The following is a 17,394-nucleotide window of genomic DNA, read 5'->3' as shown; positions in this document are numbered from 1 at the left end:
GTCAGCTCCAGTCCTTCATGATCCCGCGGTACTGCTCATCGACCTTCACGAGCATGTCCGCGGGGGCGGCCTTGCCGCCGACGAGCGACTGGTAGCCCTCCAGCAGCGGCTGGAAGAGCTGCCCGCCCTCGGGGATCCACGGCCGGGGCACCGCCGTGTCCATGATGGGCTTGAACACCGCGACGTCCGCGTTGCCCTGCACGTCCGGATTGGCGTAGGCCGACGTGCGGGTCGGCAGCAGGCTGATCTCCTTGGCGATCTTGGCCTGGGCTTCGACGGTGGTCATGAAGCGGACGAACTCGTACGCGGCCGGGATGTTCTTCGAGCCGGCGTAGATGGCCAGGTTCCAGCCGCCGGTCGGGGCCGCGGCCTTCACCGAGCCGGCCGGGACGGGCGCGATGCCCAGGTTCGCCTTGTCCTTGAACTCCTTGCCCTGGTAGATCTCCGACAGCGCCCACGGCCCGTTGTAGATCATCGCCGCCTTGCCCTCTTTCAGGGCCGTCATGGCGTTGGCGTAGCTCTCCGTCGTCGCCGGCTTGGGGGCCGCGCCCGAGCCGATCAGGTCCGTGACCGTCTGCATCGCCTTCACGTTGGCCGGGGAGTTCACCACGATCTTCTTGTTCGCCACGTCCAGGAGGTCGCCGCCCTCGCCGTACATGAAGGGCAGCAGGAAGTACGAGTCCACGTTCAGCGCCAGCCCGGCCGCCCCCGTCTTCGCCTTCACGTCCAGCGCCGTCTGCTTCAGCTCCTCGACCGTCTTCGGCGCCTCGTCGTGACCGGCCTCCTTCAGCAGCCGCTTGTTGTAGATCAGCGCCAGCGTGTCGGTCACCTGAGGCACCGCATAGGTCTTGCCGCCGAACTTCGTGCTGCTCAAGGGGCCCGCCAGGAAGTCCTCCTGCCGGTCCACCGCCCGTGTCCCGTCCAAGGGCTGCAGGTAACCCAGCGACGCGAACTGCGAGGTCCACGCCACCTCCGACCGGATCACGTCCGGCGCTCCCGACCCGGCCTGCGCCGCCGTCTGGAACTGGTTCTGCGCCTGGTCGGAGGGCACGTTCACGTATTTGACCTTGATGCCCGGGTACGCCGTCTCGAACTGCTTGATCAATGCCTGGAACGTCGGCCCCTCGCTGTCCGGACGGGTCGTGTCCCACCACGTCACCTCGCCGGTGATCTTCGACGGATCGGAGGCGGGAGGCGCCGACGCGGCCGTGCCGCCGTCACCGCCGCCACAGGCCGAGGTCGCCAGGGTGAGCGCCGCAACGACCGCTGCGGCCGGTAAAAGTCGTCGCATGTCCATCTCCTCACAGTTCACCGGAGGTCGGAGTAAGCCGGACGTTACGCCGAGGAGACGCGCTCGGGTAGATGGGGACGGCAGGCTTCTGCAAGTCGTTACATTTAGACGGCCTGGTTTCTGAAATATCTTGCAAAGATCGAGTACTGCCGTGGGGCTGGCCGCCGGGACGAAAATCGCGTACAAGGCAGAAGTGGAGAACTCGGCAGGGCACGAAGCCCCGGAGCCGGCGGCGATCCGGCGCGACTGGCTGGTCGTGCACGACCGGCGGGCCGACCCCCGCGGCTGGGGCCTGCACGTGTGGGGCGACGTCGAGAGCCCCACAGAGTGGAGCGCGCCGCTGGAGCCACAGGGCCGGGACGCGTACGGCGGGTTCGCCTGGATCAGGCTCAAGCCGGGAGCCGTCGTCGCCGGCGTGCTGGCGCACAAGGGGAACGAGAAGGACGGCGGCGACCACCTGGTCGATCCGGCGCGGAACGGCGAGATCTGGCTGGCCGGAGGCAAGACGGACACGTTCACGTCGCGGGCCGCCGCCGAGGGCACGGCCACGGTCCACTACCACCGGCCCGACGGGGCGTACGACGGATGGGGTCTGCACGTGTGGGGCGGCGCGCTCGCCGGCGGCGCGGCGACCGGCTGGACGAGCCCGCGCCCGCCGGACGGCGCCGACGGCTTCGGCGCCTACTGGAACGTGCCGCTGCGCAACGCCGCGGACTCGCTGAGCTTCGTCATCCATCGCGGCGACGAGAAGGACCCCGGCCGCGACCAGCGGTTCACCCCGGCCGTGCAGCCCGAGGCGTACGTGAGCTCGGGCTTCGCGGCGGTCCACGCGACCAGGGCCGCGGCCGAGAACGCGGTCGTCCTGCATTACCGCCGCCCGGACGGGAACCATGACCGCTGGGGACTGCACGTGTGGGGCGGCGCGGCCGAGCCGACGGACTGGGCCTCTCCCCTGCGGCCGGTGGGCACCGACGGCTTCGGGGCCGTGTTCAGGGTGCCACTCGCCGAGGGGGCGAAGAGCCTGAGGTACGTCATCCACGACGGCGACGACAAGGACCTGCCGGAGGACCAGACACTGGACGTGGCGCGGGCGGGCCACGAGATCTGGCGGCTGGGCGCCACCCAGGCCCTGCTGCTGCCGCAGCCGTCCGCCATGGGCGCGGACGCCGACCTGACCAGGGCCCGGGCCGTCTGGCTCGACCGCGACACGGTCGCCTGGCGGGTGGACCCGTCCCTGGCGCACTCCCTCGCCTTCAGCGCCGTGGGCGGGATCGCCTGCGAGAAGGGGTACCTGACCGGCGACCTGCGGATCATCCGGCTGGCGGCGGGGGCGCTGAGCGATGAGCAGCGGCGCGCGTGGCCGCACCTGGCGGCCTGGACGGCGCTGCGGGTGGATCCGCGCGACGCCGGCCTCGTGCGGGAGGCGCTGCGCGGTCAGGTGGTGGCCGTGGAGCGGACCGCCGACGGAGTGCTGCTGGCGGCGACGGGGGTGCAGATCCCCGGGGTGCTCGACGACCTGTACGCCGGGGCCGCCACCGCCGTGCTCGGCCCGTACGGGCATCCGGCCCCCACGCTGTCGCTGTGGGCGCCGACGGCGCACAAGGTCGAACTGGCCCTGTACGACGACGGCGCGGCCGGGCCCGAGGTGCACGCGATGCGCCGCGACGACGAGACCGGCGTCTGGTCCGTCCAGGGCGCGCCGGAGTGGCTGGGCCGCGAATACACCTACCTCGTCACCGTCTACTCCCCCCAGGCCGGGGCGATCGTCACAAACGAGGTCACCGACCCGTACAGCCTGGACGTGACCGCGGACGGGGTGCGCAGCAGGCTGGTGAGCCTGGACGACGCGGCGCTCAAGCCGCCCGGCTGGGACGGCCTGGCCAAGCCGGCGGCCGTCCCGCAGCATCAGGCGTGCATCTATGAGCTGCACGTACGCGACTTCTCCGCTTCAGACGCGAGCGTGCCGGAAGAGCTGCGCGGCACGTACGCCGCCTTCTGCACGGCCCCCGGCACCGGGCCTGACCCCGACGGGATGCGGGAGCTGCGCGCGCTCGCCGCGGACGGGCTGACGCACGTGCACCTGCTGCCGGTGTTCGACTTCGCCACGGTCCCCGAGCGCCGGGCGGACAGGACCGAACCGGCCGGCGACCTGGCCGCCCTGCCCGCCGACTCCGGCCTGCAGCAGGAGCACGTGCTGGCGACGGCCGCCACGGACTCCTTCAACTGGGGCTACGACCCGCTGCACTACACGGTGCCCGAAGGCTCGTACGCGACCGGGCCGGACGACCGGATCAAGGAGTTTCGCGGCATGGTCGCCGCGCTCGGCCGGGCCGGGCTGCGCGTGGTGATGGACGTGGTCTACAACCACACGCACTCCACCGGCGTGCTCGACCCCATCGTGCCCGGCTACTACCACCGGCTGCTCGACGACGGCACCGTGGCCACCTCCACCTGCTGCGCCAACACCGCCCCCGAGCACACCATGATGGGCAAGCTGATCGTCGACTCGGTCGTCACCTGGGCACGGCAGTACAAGATCGACGGCTTCCGCTTCGACCTCATGGGCCACCATCCCAAGGCGAACCTCCTCGCCGTCCGCCACGCCCTGGACGCGCTGACCCTCGCCGAGGACGGCGTGGACGGCACCTCGATCATCCTGTACGGCGAGGGCTGGAACTTCGGGGAGGTGGCCGGGAACGCCAGGTTCGAGCAGGCCACGCAGGCGAACCTGGCGGGGACCGGCATCGGCACGTTCAGCGACCGGCTGCGGGACGCGGTGCGCGGCGGTGGCCCGTTCGACCCGGATCCGCGGGTGCAGGGCTTCGGCTCCGGGCTGGCGGGCGCGCCCAACGGCTCCCCCGCCAACGGCTCGCCCGAGCAGCAGCGCGCCCGGCTGGCCGGGTACAGCGACCTGATCAGGCTCGGGCTGACCGGCAACCTGCGCGACTACGTGCTGCCGTCCGGGAGGAAGGGCTCGGAGATCGACTACAACGGCTCGCCCGCCGGCTACACCGCCGCGCCCGGCGAGGTCGTCACGTATGTGGACGCGCACGACAACGAGACGCTGTTCGACGCGCTGGCCTACAAGCTGGCGCCGGCGACGTCCATGGCGGACCGGGTGCGCATGCAGGCGTTGTCGCTGGCCACGGTGCTGCTGTCGCAGGGCGTGGCGTTCGTGCACGCGGGCAGCGAGCGGCTGCGCTCGAAGTCCTTCGACCGCAACTCCTACGACTCCGGCGACTGGTTCAACCGGCTGCTGTGGGACTGCGCGGCGGGCAACGGGTTCGGCGCGGGCCTGCCGCCCAAGGCCGGCAACGAGGCCAGGTGGCCGTACGCCGGGCCGCTGCTGGCGGACGCGAGCCTGCGGCCGGACTGCCCGGCGATCAACGCGGCCCGGGGCCTCTTCGGGGACCTGCTGCGGATCAGGTCCTCGACGCCGGCGTTCGCGCTGGGGTCGGCGGCCGAGGTGCTGGAGCGGCTGTCGTTCCCCGCCTCGGCCGAGGGGGTGATCGCCATGCACGTGGACACCACGGGCCTCGACGCGCGCTGGGGGTCGGTGACCGTCGTCTTCAACGCCACGCCGTACACGCAGGCGCAGGTGATGGAGTCGCTGGCGGGGCGGGCGGTGGCGCTGCATCCCGTACAGGCGGGGTCGGGCGACCCGATCGTGCGCGGGTCGGCGTTCGAACCCGCCACCGGCACCCTGACCGTCCCGGCCCGCACGGTGGCCGTCTTCGTCCGCACGTAGCGATCTTCAACCGATCGTTCGTACGTCACGTGGCCGTCCTCAGCCGATCGTTCGTCCGCCCGTAGCCGTCCTCTGCGTTCTCGGCCCGCGCCGCACAACCATGCCGGGTTTGTACGGCCATGGCTGTTCGTATGGGCACGCATGGGGAACATAACCATGATGACGCCCCATCACTGGCGTTGGCGCGCACGACGGCGCAGACTGGTTAGACGGCGATCGCGTGGAGCAGTGGAGCACCCGTGGACAATCACCTTGATCACATGCCGGTCCTGTCCCGCGGCAGACATCGCAATCCCAAACGCGGTGCCTGTTTCATGGAACTGGCCTCCTACCTAGCCGGGGAGCGGTGGAGCGATCATCCGGCCTGCACGCATCCGCTGCTGGCCGCACTCGCCCGCCTGGTCAACGACAACACCAGCGACCAGAGCCGGGCCAAGCTGGTCGGGCTCGTACCGTCCATCATCGACCTGTCCAGCGACGACCTGCGCGTGGACGCGCGGATCGCGCTGCGCTGCGCCACGACGGCGCTGCCGGTGGCCGCGGCCGAACGCCAGCTCGCGCTCGCGGTGTCGGTGCTGGCGGCGGAGGAGATGCTGGCCAGGCTCGACGGCGCCCCGTCCGGGCGGCTCAGCGAGGCCAGCCGGCGGGCGATGGCCGAGGTCCCGCACGCGGCCGAACAGGCCAGGCGCTTCAGCCGCGCGGCCCGGATCACCGAAAAGGGCTTCCGCCGGTACGCCGCCCCGAACGCGGTGCAGCTCTCGGTGGTCGGCATCGTACAGGCGTGCATCCCCGATCCGGACACGCTGCTGCGCAAGCTGCTGGAGGACACGATCGCCGACTGCGAAGCCTTGATCCGCGGGCCGCGGACGGACGCCTCCATCAACGCGACCCCCGCACACGCCTGACCGGCACCAGGCGCACCAGAACCACTCGTACCCCGGCACCACGACCGGACGGCCGGCGCCTCCTGTGGCATTCGCCATAGGAGGCGTTTCTCGTGTGGCGGGAACGGCCGTTCACGCGCTTCTTCGCAGGTCAGGAAAGCCTCCCCTTCGTTGCGGATCTTGGGAAATATGCCTACATTTCCTACCGAGTCGTTAGCACGTGGAGGAAATTTCATGACCATCGAGCTCGTCAGGCCGTACTCGCCCGAGAAGCATCACAGCCACCGGGACGTGACCGGTGGCTGGCTGCGGCCGGCGGTGTTCGGGGCGATGGATGGGCTCGTGTCCAATTTCGCGCTGATCGCCGGAGTGGTCGGAGCGGCCGGAGCCGGCCGGGGCGCGGCGCTCGCGGGCTTCGCGGGCCTGATCGCCGGCGCGTGCTCGATGGCCGCCGGCGAGTACACGTCGGTGAAGTCCCAGACCGAGCTGATGCGGGCCGAGATCGCGGTGGAGCGGCGCGAGCTGGCCCGCAACCCCGCAGGCGAGCAGGCCGAGCTGGCCGCGCTCTACCAGGCGCGGGGCCTCGACGCGGACCTGGCCCGCCAGGTGGCGGAGGGGCTGTCGGCCGATCCGGAGCAGGCGTTGCGCGTGCACGTACGCGAGGAGCTGGGCGTCGACCCCGACGACCTGCCCTCGCCCCGCCTGGCCGCGGTCTCGTCGTTCGGCGCGTTCGCGACCGGCGCACTGGTGCCGCTGGCGCCGTTCCTGTTCGGGGCGTCGGGGCTGACGCTGGCTCTGGTGCTGAGCGTGCTGGCGCTGTTCGGGTTCGGAGCGGTGGTGGCGCGGATGACCGCCCGCCCGTGGTGGCTGGGCGGGCTGCGGCAACTTGTCCTGGGTGTGGGCGCCGCCGCCGTCACCTTCGGCCTGGGCCACCTCCTCGGGGTCGCGATCTCCTAGCCTCCCGGGGACGAGAGCCGCCGCCATCACCTTCGGCCTGCGCCACTTACACGGAGTCGCGATCTCCCAAACGTCCCGGGGGGCGAGAGCCGCCACCATCACCTTCGGCCTGCGCCACCTGCTCGAGATCGCGGTCTCCTGGCGTCCCGGCGCGCCTCATCTGGGGAAGACGCCGGTGCGGCGGCGGATCTCCTTGGCCGGCCGTTCTCGCGCTAGTCCCCGGGATCCCGCCGTCACGGGCGGCTGGACGTAGCCAGCTTGACGCCGAGGCCGATGAGGGCGACGCCGGTCAGGCCGTCCACGGTCCGGCGGACGGCGGGCCTGGCGAACACCTTGCGCAGCGTGCCCACGATGTTGGCCACCACCAGGAACCACGCCACCGTCCCCGCCAGCGCGATCAGCGACAGCAGCAGCGTGTCCCGCACCGACGCGCCCGAGCTGACGAACTGGGGCACGAGGGCCACGAAGAACAGCGCCGCCTTGGGGTTGAGCACGTTGGTGAGCAGCCCTTCCGCGAAGGCCGCCCACGAGCTTCGCCGCGCCGGGTCGGGCAGGTCGAGCTCCAGCGCTCCGCCCTTGCGCAGGGCGGAGCGCAGCGCCTTGGCCCCGAGGTAGAGCAGGTAGGCCGCGCCGACGACCTTGACCACGGTGAAGGCCGTCGCGGAGGCGGCCAGCAACGCCGCGATGCCGGTGGCGGCGGCCACCACCCAGACGAACACCCCCACGGCGATCCCCGCTGCGGCGGCCATGCCGTACCCGCGGCCGGAGACGGCGGAGCGGCGTACGACGACCGCGAAGTCCGGGCCGGGGGACATCGCCCCGAGCAGCACCACTCCACCAAACGCCACAACTTCCGCCATAGAGGTCATAACGCCCAGCTTAGGGGGCCTGAGGGTGACCCCTTCCTTGCGGCGATCAAGGGTCGTGTCCCCGGCACGCCACCCACTCCGGCCGGGCCGTGTGTCCCCTCATCACGGCCGGCCACCGCCCCGCGCGCCCGCCGACGTGCCCGCGCAAGACGCGCTCACACCGAGCGGGCACACGCAGGACACGCCACGCCGGGGGCTCGTGCGGGACCGGGCTCTCGAAGGGGAGGCTCACGAAGGACAGGCGCCCGGAGGATGCGGCCGCGCAGGGTCTCGGCGCAGGGCCGACACGCAGGCGAACGCGCAGGGCCCGACACGCAGGGCCCGACACGCAGGGCCCGACACGCAGGGCCGACACGCAGGGGCCGACACGCAGGGCGGACTAGGGGTGTCAGCGCTTGCGGCGGCGCCGCTTGAAGATGGCGCGCAAGGTCAGCAGCAGCACCACGGTGACGAACTGGCCGCCGAGGATGAGGCGGTTGACGTCAAGGGCGGGCCGCCACTGCGCGTCCCCGTCCTTGATGACGTACACCCCCGCGGGCGTGGCCGCGAAGCCGAAGCCGCCCCCGCTGCCGCCCGCTTCCTCCCCCTTCTCGTCGTGTCCCGAGCCCTGGCCGCCGCCGCCTCCCTGGGCGATCCTGGCGACGGGGATGACGATGACGTCTCCGTGCTGGATCGGCTCGCCGAAGACGCGCTTGACCGTCGCGGCGTCCTTGGCCTTTTCCATCAGTTCGGTGATGTCCATGGCCCCATCGTCGTCCCCGATCGCCCGCCGCACCACCGCCCGCTCAGTCGAACGTGGTCGAGATCTCGTGCCACCCGCCCGGCGCGACCTTCGCGGCCGGCTCGGGGCCCCAGGACCCCTTCGCGTACGGGAGCGGCCGGTCCGGCAGGTCGAGCACCCGGTGGACGATCCGCCACGACTCCTCCACCAGGTCGAACCTGGCGAACCTGCGCGGATCACCGCTGATCGCGTCGGCCAGGATGCGCTCGTAGGCGGCCTCCATCGGGCCGAGCACCTTGGTGAAGTCGACGCTCACCGGCACCGGCCTGGTGTGCTGCTTGCCCGGCTCCTTGGCCAGCACGTCGAACGTCACCCCGGCGTCCGGCTGGAGCCGGAACCTGACGAGGTTGGGGCCGGGCGGGGAGTCGCCGCCGTGGAACATGGTCACCGGCGGCCTGCGCAGCTCGGCGACGATCTCCAGGTCGGTGGTGGGCAGCGCCTTGCCGGAGCGGATGCACCACGGCACGCCGGCCCATCGCCAGTTGTCGATGTGGGCGCGCAGGGCGACGAAGGTCTCGGTCGTGGAGCCCTCGCGGACGCCGTCGGTGTCGAGGTAGCCGTCGTACTGGCCGCGTACGACGTCACCCGGCTCGATGGCCTGCACCGCCCGCAGCACCCGCCACTTCTCGTCGAGCTGGGCGCGGGCGTCGGTGGACGGCGGCGGGTCCATGGCGAGGATGGCCAGGAGCTGCAGCAGGTGGTTCTGGACCACGTCGCGGATGGTGCCGTTGGCGTCGTAGAAGCCGCCCCGGTCGCGCACGTCGAAGTCTTCGGCCATGGTGATCTGGACGCTGCGGATGTAGTTGCGGTTCCAGATGGGCTCCAGCAGCATGTTGGCGAACCGGAACACCATGAGGTCCTCGACCGGCTCCTTGCCCAGGAAGTGGTCGACCCGCCGCAGGTGGTCCTCGTCGAAGTATTTCAGCAGCTCGTCGTTGAGCTTGCGGGCCGAGTCGAGGTCGTGCCCGAACGGCTTCTCCACGACGAGCCTGGCCTCGTGGTGGAGGCCCGCCCCCGCCAGCCCTTCGGCGACGGAGGCGAACAGCGACGGCGGCACCGCGAGGTAGTGGACGAGGAAGCCCTTGCCGGCCACCTCTTCGCGGATCTTGGCGAACGTCTCGGGGTCGCGGTAGTCGCCGGTGACCAGCCGCAGGTTGCCCGCCAGCTTCTCGAACGCCGCGTCGTGGACGCCGCCGCACGCCTCGCGGGCGTGCTCGCGCAGCCCGTCGAGGTCCAGATCGGTCTTGGCCACGCCGATGATCGGCAGGTCGAGCCGGCTCTCGGCGGTCAGGTGGTAGAGGGCGGGCAGGAGCATCTTGCGCGCGAGGTCCCCGGTGACGCCGAACAGGACGAGCGCACCCGCGTGCCCCATGTCAGACGCGCCTTCCGCGCAGCTCGCGGTATCTGCGTACGAGCTGCTCGGTGGACGGGTCGGGGAAGGTCTCGGGCGGCTCCTCGGAGGTGAGCGCGGGCGCCACGTCGAGGGCCATCTTCTTGCCCAGCTCGACGCCCCACTGGTCGAAGGAGTCGACGCCCCAGATCGTGCCTTCGACGAACACGATGTGCTCGTAGAGGGCGACGAGCTGGCCGAGCGTGCCGGGGGTCAGCTTGGGCGCGAGGATGGTCGAGGTGGGCCGGTTTCCCGGCATCACCTTGTGCGGCACGATGTCCGGCGGGGTGCCCTCGGCCGCGATCTCCTCGGCGGTCTTGCCGAACGCCAGCGCCGAGGTCTGCGCGAGCAGGTTGGCGGTGAGCTGGTCGTGCATGCCCTCGCGGTCTTCGAAAGGCTCGGCGAAGCCAATGAAGTCGGCCGGCACCAGCCGGGTGCCCTGGTGCAGGAGCTGGTAGAAGGCGTGCTGGCCGTTGGTGCCCGGCTCGCCCCAGAAGATCTCGCCGGTGTCGGCCAGGACGGGGCTGCCGTCGGCGCGCACGGACTTGCCGTTGGACTCCATCGTGAGCTGCTGCAGGTAGGCGGGGAAGCGGTGCAGCCGCTGGCTGTAGGGCAGGATCGCGCGGGTCTCCGCGCCGAAGAAGTCGTTGTACCAGATCCCGAGCAGGGCCATCAGCACCGGCATGTTGGCCTCGAACGGGGCCGTGCGGAAGTGCTCGTCGATGGTGTGGAAGCCGGCCAGCATCTCGCGGAACCGCTCGGGCCCGATGGCGATCATCAGGGACAGGCCGATGGCGCCGTCGTAGGAGTAGCGGCCGCCGACCCAGTCCCAGAAGCCGAACATGTTGTCGGTGTCGATGCCGAACTCGGCGACCTTCGCGGCGTTGGTGGAGACGGCCACGAAGTGCTTGGACACCGCCTCCTCGCCCAGCGCCTCGACCAGCCAGCGGCGCGCGACCCTGGCGTTGGTGAGGGTCTCGAGCGTGGTGAAGGTCTTGGAGCTGACCACGAACAGCGTGGTCGCGGGGTCGAGCCCGGCGAGGTTGCCGGTGATGTCGGCCGGGTCGATGTTGGAGACGAACCTGGCCGCGATGCCCGCGTCGGCGTAGTCGCGCAGCGCTTCGTAGGCCATGGCGGGGCCCAGGTCGGAGCCGCCGATGCCGATGTTGACGACGGTCTCGATGGGCAGGCCGGTGGCGCCCCGCCACTCCTTGGACCTGACCCGGCCGGCGAAGGCGCTCATCTTGGCGAGCACCGCGTGCACGTCGCCCGCGACGTCCTGCCCGTCCACGACGAGCTCGGCGCCCTCGGGCAGGCGCAGCGCCACGTGCAGGACCGCGCGGTCCTCGCTGACGTTGATGTGCTCGCCGCCGAACATGGCGGTGATCCTGTCGCGCAGCCCGGCCCGCTCGGCCAGGGCCAGCAACAGGTCGAAGGTCTCCTGCGTGGCGCGATGCTTGGAGTAGTCGAGGTAGAGGTCGCCGGCGGTCACCGCCATGCGGGTGGCCCTGCCGGGGTCGTCCGCGAACAGCTCGCGCAACTGCCGGCCGGTCAGCTCCTCGTGGTGCTTGTCCAGGGCCGCCCACTCCTGGCTCTGGCTGATGTCGCCGCTCACGCTTTTCCTCCTCGGATCGCCAAACCGATCAAGCCGATCTCATCGTCCCGTAACCCCGTACCCCGCGCGGTTGATTCCGCGCATGGCGGAGCCGACTCTTTAGCACCTCGGTGAAACCTTCAGTGGGATTCCCGGCCCACGTGGTCGCCGCCGGAACCGGCCAGGAAGTCGAGGTCCGCGCCGCGATCGGCCTGGGTGACGTGCTCGACGTACAGGCGTTCCCAGCCGCGGGCCGGCCGGGCGTGCCCGATCATGACGGGCTCTCTGGCGGCCAGCTCGGCGTCGGGGACGTCCACGTCGAGGCGGCGGGCGGCCACGTCGAGCACGATCGGGTCGCCGGTGCGCACCCGCGCCAGCGGCCCGCCGGCCGCCGCCTCGGGCGCGGTGTGCAGGACGACGGTCCCGTACGCGGTGCCGCTCATGCGCGCGTCGCTGATGCGCACCATGTCGCGTACGCCCTTGGCCAGCAGCTTCTCCGGCAGCGGCAGGTTGCCGACCTCCGGCATGCCCGGATACCCCTTGGGCCCGCAGCCGCGCAGCACCAGCACCGACGTCTCGTCCACGTCCAGGTCCGGGGAGTCGAGGCGGGCGTAGACGTCCTCGACGCTGTCGAAGACGACCGCCCTGCCGCGGTGCCGCAGCAGCTCGGGCGAGGCGGCGGCGGGCTTGATGACCGCGCCGTCCGGTGCGAGGTTGCCGCGCAGGACCGCGATGCCCGCGTCCGGCAGCAGCGGGTCGGAGCGCCGCCTGATGACGTTCTCGTCCCAGATCCCGGCCCCGTCGAGGTGCTCGACCAGCGGCCGTCCCGTGACGGTGATCGCCCCGGGGTCGAGCAGGTCCTCGACCTCCTTGAGCACGGCGGCCAGGCCGCCCGCCCTGAACAGGTCGTCCATGAGGTGCCGCCCGGCCGGCTGGAGGTCGACGAGCAGCGGCACGCCCGCGCCGGTGCGGTCGAAGTCGTCCAGGCTCAGGTCCACGCCGAGGCGGCCGGCGATGGCGAGCAGGTGGACGACGGCGTTGGTGGAGCCGCCGACGGCGGCCAGGGTGACGATGGCGTTGAGGAACGATCCCCTGGTCATCACGCTGCTCGGCCGGCGGCCCTGCCGGACCAGGTCCACGGCCAGGCGGCCGGTCTCGTGGGAGCCTTCGAGCAGGCGGCTGTCGGGGGCGGGGGTGCCGGCGATGCCGGGCAGCGTCATGCCGAGCGCCTCGGCCATGCAGGCCATGGTGGAGGCGGTGCCCATCGTGTTGCAGTGGCCGCGGCTGCGGATCATGGACGACTCCGACCGGAGGAACGCCTCGCGGGAGAGCGTGCCGGCGCGTACCTCCTCGCTGAGCCGCCAGACGTCGGTGCCGCAGCCGAGCGGCGCCCCGCGGAAATGCCCGGTCAGCATGGGCCCTCCGGGCACCACGACGGCGGGCAGGTCCACCGAGGAGGCCGCCATGAGCAGCGCGGGGATGGTCTTGTCGCAGCCGCCGAGCAGCACCACGCCGTCGATGGGGTTGGCGCGCAGCATCTCCTCGGTCGCCATGGCGGCCAGGTTGCGCCAGAGCATGGCGGTCGGGCGGACGTTCGTCTCACCCAGCGACACGACGGGCAGGTTGAGCGGCACGCCGCCGGCCTCCCAGACGCCGTTCATGACGCTCTGGGCCACCTCGTTCAGGTGGGAGTTGCAGGGGGTGAGGTCGGATGCGGTGTTGGCGATCGCGATGTGCGGCTTGCCGCCCTCGAACGCCTCGCGCGGCAGCCCGCGCCGCATCCACGCCCGATGGATGTAGGAGTTCCGGTCGTTTCCCGAGTACCAGCGCGAACTCCGCAATTCCATGCCCGGCACCTTATCGGGGCATTTGGGATTCAGCACGTTCTGTGGAGGAATCAGCACAGGCATGGACCACATAGACGCGTACTGGCGGGCGGCGAACTATCTGTCCGTCGGGCAGATCTACCTGCTGGACAATCCGCTGCTCACCGAGCCGCTGCGACCCGAGCACATCAAGCCGCGCCTGCTCGGCCACTGGGGCACCACCCCCGGGCTCAACTTCTGCTTCGCCCACCTCAACCGGGTGATCCGCGAGCGGGACCAGGACATGATCTACATCGCCGGTCCCGGTCACGGCGGTCCCGCCGCCGTGGCGCACGCCTGGCTGGAGGGCTCGTACGCGGAGCGCTATCCCGACGTCTCGCAGGACGCCGAGGGCATGCGGCGGCTGTTCCGCCAGTTCTCCTTCCCCGGCGGCATCCCCAGCCACGTCGCGCCGGAGACGCCCGGCTCGATCCACGAGGGCGGCGAGCTGGGCTACTCGCTCGCGCACGCGTACGGGGCCGCGTTCGACAACCCGGACCTGGTCGTGGCCTGCGTCATCGGCGACGGCGAGGCCGAGACCGGCCCGCTCGCCGCGAGCTGGCACGCCAACAAGTTCCTCGACCGCCGCGGCGACGGCATCGTGCTGCCCATCCTCCATCTGAACGGCTACAAGATCGCCAACCCGACGGTGCTCGCCCGCATCCCCGAGCAGGAGCTGGTCAAGCTCATGGAGGGGTACGGCTACCGCCCCCACATCGTCGGCCCCTCGCACGAGGAGATGGCCGGCACCCTGGACACCGCGTTCGACGAGATGGCCGCCTACAAGGCGGGCGGCGCCAGCCGGCTCCCCATGATCATCCTGCGCACCCCGAAGGGCTGGACCGGGCCGCGCGAGGTGGACGGCAAGCCGGTCGAGGGCACCTGGCGGGCGCACCAGGTGCCGCTGGCCAATGTCCGCGACAACCCCAGCCACCTCGCCATGCTCGAGGAATGGATGCGCTCCTACCGCCCGGAGGAGCTGTTCGACGGGGCCGGCCGGCCGGTCCGCGAGCTCCTGGACACCGTGCCGGGCGGCGCGCGCAGGATGAGCGCGAACCCGCACGCCAACGGCGGCGAGCTGCTGACCCCGCTGCGGCTGCCCGACTTCCGCAGGCTCGCGGTCGAGGTCAAGTCGCCCGCCGTCCAGTCGACCGAGCCCACCCGGGTCCTCGGCGGGTTCCTGCGCGACGTGATCGCCGCCAATCCCCGCACGTTCCGGCTGCTCGGCCCGGACGAGACCGCGTCGAACCGGCTGTCGGAGGTGTTCGAGGTCACCGACCGGGCCTGGGACGCCGAGACCCTGCCCACGGACGAGAACCTGGCCCCCGGCGGCCGGGTGATGGAGGTGCTGAGCGAGCACCTGTGCCAGGGCTGGCTGGAGGGCTATCTGCTGACCGGCCGCCATGGGCTCTTCAACTGCTACGAGGCGTTCATCCACATTATTGACGCCATGTTCAACCAGCACGCCAAATGGCTGGAGTCGTCGCAGAAGATCCCGTGGCGGCGGCCGGTGGCGTCGCTGACGTACCTGCTGTCGTCGCACGTGTGGCGGCAGGACCACAACGGGTTCAGCCACCAGGACCCGGGTTTCCTGGACGTGGTGATCAACAAGAAGGCGTCCGTGGTGCGGGTCTACCTGCCGCCGGACGCCAACACGCTGCTGTCGGTCGGCGACCACTGCCTGCGCTCCCGGGACTACGTCAACGTGATCGTGGCGGGCAAGCAGCCGGTGCTCGACCTGTTCACCATGGACGAGGCCATCGCGCACTGCACCCGCGGCCTGGGCATCCTGCCCTGGGCCTCCACCGACGCCGGCAGCGAGCCCGACGTGGTGCTGGCCTGCGCGGGCGACGTGCCGACCCTGGAGACGCTGGCCGCCGCCGCGCTGCTGCGCGAGCACCTGCCCGATCTCAGGATCCGGGTGATCAACGTCGTGGACCTGATGCGGCTCCAGACGCCGTCGGAGCACCCCCACGGCATGTCCGACGCCGAGTTCGACACCCTGTTCACCACCGGCAGGCCGGTCATCTTCAACTTCCACGGCTACCCGTCGCTCATCCACCAGCTCACCTACCGCCGCCACAACCACGCCAACCTGCACGTACGCGGCTACAAGGAGGAGGGGACCACCACGACGCCGTTCGACATGTGCATGCTCAACGACATCGACCGCTACCACCTGGTCATGGACGTCATCGACCGCGTACCCGGGCTCGCCGCCACCCAGGCGCACCTGCGCCAGCGGATGAGCGACGAGCGGCTGCGGGCCCGCGCGTACACCAGGGACCACGGCGAGGACCCCGCGGAGATCAGGTCGTGGACGTGGCCGGCGACCTCCTCGTAGGGAACACCCGCGGCTCGTGGACGTGCGCACGCGCCGCCGCCGCGCGAGGGGCCTGGCCGCGTGATCGGGCGCGCCGGTCAGGCCTGCGCGTGCGGCACGGCGGGGATCCAGAACTCCACCGTCGTGCCCGCGCCGGGAGCGCCGCTGATCCCCCACCAGCCGCCCGCCGTCTCGGCCCGCTCGCGCATCTCCAGCAGCCCGAAATGCCCGTACCGCCGGGCCTGCGCGTCATCGGACGACAGGCCGACGCCGTCGTCGCGGACGCGGACGTGCACGCCGTGGTCGCGTGAGGCCAGCCGCAGGAAGACGGTGCGCGCCCTGGCGTGCTTGCGCGCGTTCGTCACGGCCTCCTGGCAGATGCGGAAGACGGTGATCGCGGTCTCCGCGGGCGGCTCGCCGTCCAGGTCGTCGTGCACGAGCTCGTACGTCATGTCCGTGCTCGACTGCTCCAGGAACTCCTTCAGGCCCTCGACCAGGCCGTCTCCCGGCGGGCGCAGCCGGAAGGCGAGGTCGCGCAGCCGGCCGACGGCGGCGTCCACGTCGGCGTCGAGCCCGCGCAGGTCGGCGGCGAGCTCCTCCGGGAGCCGGCCGGCCAGTGACTGCAGCCGCATGCCGACGGCCACCATGGCCTGGATCGTGTCGTCGTGCACGTCGGAGGCGATCCGCCTGCGCTCCCGCTCCTGGGCCTGGACCAGGTGGGCGAGCAGCAGGCCGCGCTCGTCCAGCGCCCTGGCCAGGGTGCGCCGCTCGGTCAGGTCGCGCGTCACCTTGCCGAATCCGTACAGGCCGCCGTCGCCGTCGTACAGGGCGGTGATGACCACGCTGGCCCAGAACCTGGTGCCGTCCTTGCGTACCCGCCAGCCCTCTTCCTCCCACCGCCCCGCGGCGGAAGCGATCTCCAGCTCCTTGTCCGGTTTGCCCGCCGACGCGTCCTCCGGCGGGTAGAAGACGGAGAAGTGGCTGCCGATGATCTCGTCGGCGGTGTACCCCTTGATGCGCTCCGCCCCCGCGTTCCAGCTCACGATGTGGCCGCGCGGGTCGAGCATGAAGATGGCGTAGTCGCGAATGCTCTGGACGAGCAGCGTCATATCTTCAGGTGGGCGGTCAGGCCTGGGCATACCGCAGCCTTTCACGCCCGGCGCGGAATCGAAACCTGACTCAGGCTTCCTTCGGCCCCGCCTGAAGCGGCGTGAGCTGAGCCGCCAGCTCGCACCACACCACTTTGCCGCCGCCCGCCGAGTCTATGCCCCAGCCGGTGGACAGCAGCCTGACGACGTGCAGCCCCCAGCCGTTCGCCGGTCCCGGCTCGCGGGGCGCGGGCAGCTCCGCACCGTCGTCGCCCACCTCGATCCGCAGATGGGAGGTGTCGCCCCTGATGCGCAGCTCGGGGGCGCCCGCGCCGTGCACGAGCGCGTTGGTCACCAGCTCCGACACCACCAGCAGGACGTCCTCGTGCTGGCCCCGGTATCCGGACTCCGACAAAGCCCGGCGGGCGATCTGGCGCGCCACCGTGATGCTGCCCATCTCTTCCGGCAAATGGGTGTCCATCTCGTACGGCCACGCCTCCTCACTGCCCATCCATCTACTTTCGGGGAGGGTGACCGGTGGTCACGAGACGCAACCGCTTCACAACGCCTAGTACGGCTGCGCGACGCCACCTAGTGCATTTGC

Annotated in this window: 12 protein-coding genes; 4 read left to right on the top strand and 8 right to left on the bottom strand. The window is 71.3% G+C overall.

Annotated elements, in window-relative coordinates:
• Position 1 precedes the first annotated feature (1 nt).
• Positions 2–1,291 carry an extracellular solute-binding protein gene (locus tag ABEA43_RS42325; protein ID WP_345571199.1) on the bottom strand — a complete coding sequence of 430 codons (1,290 nt, stop codon included), beginning with the start codon at positions 1,289–1,291 and terminating at the stop codon, positions 2–4.
• Between the two features lie 193 nt (positions 1,292–1,484).
• Between ABEA43_RS42325 and pulA the strand changes: the two genes are divergently transcribed.
• The 3 genes from pulA to ABEA43_RS42310 all read left to right on the top strand — a co-directional run bounded on the left by pulA (position 1,485) and on the right by ABEA43_RS42310 (position 6,880).
• Positions 1,485–5,039 carry a pullulanase-type alpha-1,6-glucosidase gene (gene pulA / locus ABEA43_RS42320; protein ID WP_345571197.1) on the top strand — a complete coding sequence of 1,185 codons (3,555 nt, stop codon included), beginning with the start codon at positions 1,485–1,487 and terminating at the stop codon, positions 5,037–5,039.
• A gap of 314 nt (positions 5,040–5,353) precedes the next feature.
• Positions 5,354–5,944 (top strand): hypothetical protein, encoded by a 591-nt coding sequence (locus tag ABEA43_RS42315; RefSeq protein WP_345571195.1) that lies wholly within the window; start codon positions 5,354–5,356, stop codon positions 5,942–5,944.
• 213 nt (positions 5,945–6,157) lie between these two features.
• On the top strand, positions 6,158–6,880 hold the full coding sequence (locus ABEA43_RS42310) for a VIT1/CCC1 transporter family protein (protein WP_345571193.1): 723 nt from the start codon (positions 6,158–6,160) through the stop codon (positions 6,878–6,880).
• Positions 6,881–7,113: 233 nt separating this feature from the next.
• Here ABEA43_RS42310 and ABEA43_RS42305 read toward each other — a convergent pair whose 3' ends face one another.
• From ABEA43_RS42305 to ABEA43_RS42285, 5 genes are all read right to left on the bottom strand, one after another.
• Positions 7,114–7,728 (bottom strand): LysE family translocator, encoded by a 615-nt coding sequence (locus ABEA43_RS42305; protein WP_345571191.1) that lies wholly within the window; start codon positions 7,726–7,728, stop codon positions 7,114–7,116.
• Between the two features lie 409 nt (positions 7,729–8,137).
• Positions 8,138–8,491: a GerW family sporulation protein gene (locus ABEA43_RS42300; protein ID WP_345571188.1), complete on the bottom strand. Its 354-nt coding sequence runs from the start codon at positions 8,489–8,491 to the stop codon at positions 8,138–8,140.
• A gap of 43 nt (positions 8,492–8,534) precedes the next feature.
• Complete coding sequence (gene zwf / locus ABEA43_RS42295; protein ID WP_345571186.1) at positions 8,535–9,902, bottom strand: glucose-6-phosphate dehydrogenase; 1,368 nt, start codon at positions 9,900–9,902, stop codon at positions 8,535–8,537.
• A gap of 1 nt (position 9,903) precedes the next feature.
• Positions 9,904–11,535: a glucose-6-phosphate isomerase gene (gene pgi / locus ABEA43_RS42290; RefSeq protein WP_345571184.1), complete on the bottom strand. Its 1,632-nt coding sequence runs from the start codon at positions 11,533–11,535 to the stop codon at positions 9,904–9,906.
• Positions 11,536–11,654: 119 nt separating this feature from the next.
• Positions 11,655–13,361: an IlvD/Edd family dehydratase gene (locus tag ABEA43_RS42285; protein WP_345571182.1), complete on the bottom strand. Its 1,707-nt coding sequence runs from the start codon at positions 13,359–13,361 to the stop codon at positions 11,655–11,657.
• Between the two features lie 61 nt (positions 13,362–13,422).
• Here ABEA43_RS42285 and ABEA43_RS42280 point away from each other — a divergent pair, with 61 nt between their 5' ends.
• Positions 13,423–15,723, top strand: a complete 2,301-nt coding sequence (locus ABEA43_RS42280; protein ID WP_345571179.1) for a phosphoketolase family protein — start codon at positions 13,423–13,425, stop codon at positions 15,721–15,723.
• A gap of 77 nt (positions 15,724–15,800) precedes the next feature.
• Here the strand turns inward: ABEA43_RS42280 and ABEA43_RS42275 are convergent, their stop codons facing one another.
• On the bottom strand, positions 15,801–16,811 hold the full coding sequence (locus ABEA43_RS42275; protein WP_345571177.1) for a PAS domain-containing sensor histidine kinase: 1,011 nt from the start codon (positions 16,809–16,811) through the stop codon (positions 15,801–15,803).
• Between the two features lie 70 nt (positions 16,812–16,881).
• A complete protein-coding gene (locus ABEA43_RS42270) occupies positions 16,882–17,301 on the bottom strand; it encodes an ATP-binding protein (protein WP_345571175.1) in 420 nt (139 codons plus the stop codon).
• Between the last annotated feature and the right edge of the window lie 93 nt (positions 17,302–17,394).

It is taken from the genome of Nonomuraea rosea, from assembly GCF_039539705.1.
GTDB lineage: Bacteria > Actinomycetota > Actinomycetes > Streptosporangiales > Streptosporangiaceae > Nonomuraea > Nonomuraea rosea.
The sequence above is the reverse complement of the archived record's forward strand: the minus strand, read 5'-3'. Positions and strand labels throughout refer to the sequence as shown.

What these genes read in the sequence shown, in the direction of transcription:
- ABEA43_RS42325 (WP_345571199.1), bottom strand. Translation starts at nt 1,291, where the DNA reads ATGCGACGACTTTTACCGGCCGCAGCGGTCGTTGCGGCGCTCACCCTG.
- ABEA43_RS42315 (WP_345571195.1), top strand. Translation starts at nt 5,354, where the DNA reads ATGGAACTGGCCTCCTACCTAGCCGGGGAGCGGTGGAGCGATCATCCG.
- ABEA43_RS42310 (WP_345571193.1), top strand. Translation starts at nt 6,158, where the DNA reads ATGACCATCGAGCTCGTCAGGCCGTACTCGCCCGAGAAGCATCACAGC.
- ABEA43_RS42300 (WP_345571188.1), bottom strand. Translation starts at nt 8,491, where the DNA reads ATGGACATCACCGAACTGATGGAAAAGGCCAAGGACGCCGCGACGGTC.
- zwf (WP_345571186.1), bottom strand. Translation starts at nt 9,902, where the DNA reads ATGGGGCACGCGGGTGCGCTCGTCCTGTTCGGCGTCACCGGGGACCTC.
- ABEA43_RS42285 (WP_345571182.1), bottom strand. Translation starts at nt 13,361, where the DNA reads ATGGAATTGCGGAGTTCGCGCTGGTACTCGGGAAACGACCGGAACTCC.
- ABEA43_RS42280 (WP_345571179.1), top strand. Translation starts at nt 13,423, where the DNA reads ATGGACCACATAGACGCGTACTGGCGGGCGGCGAACTATCTGTCCGTC.
- ABEA43_RS42275 (WP_345571177.1), bottom strand. Translation starts at nt 16,811, where the DNA reads ATGACGCTGCTCGTCCAGAGCATTCGCGACTACGCCATCTTCATGCTC.
- ABEA43_RS42270 (WP_345571175.1), bottom strand. Translation starts at nt 17,301, where the DNA reads ATGGGCAGTGAGGAGGCGTGGCCGTACGAGATGGACACCCATTTGCCG.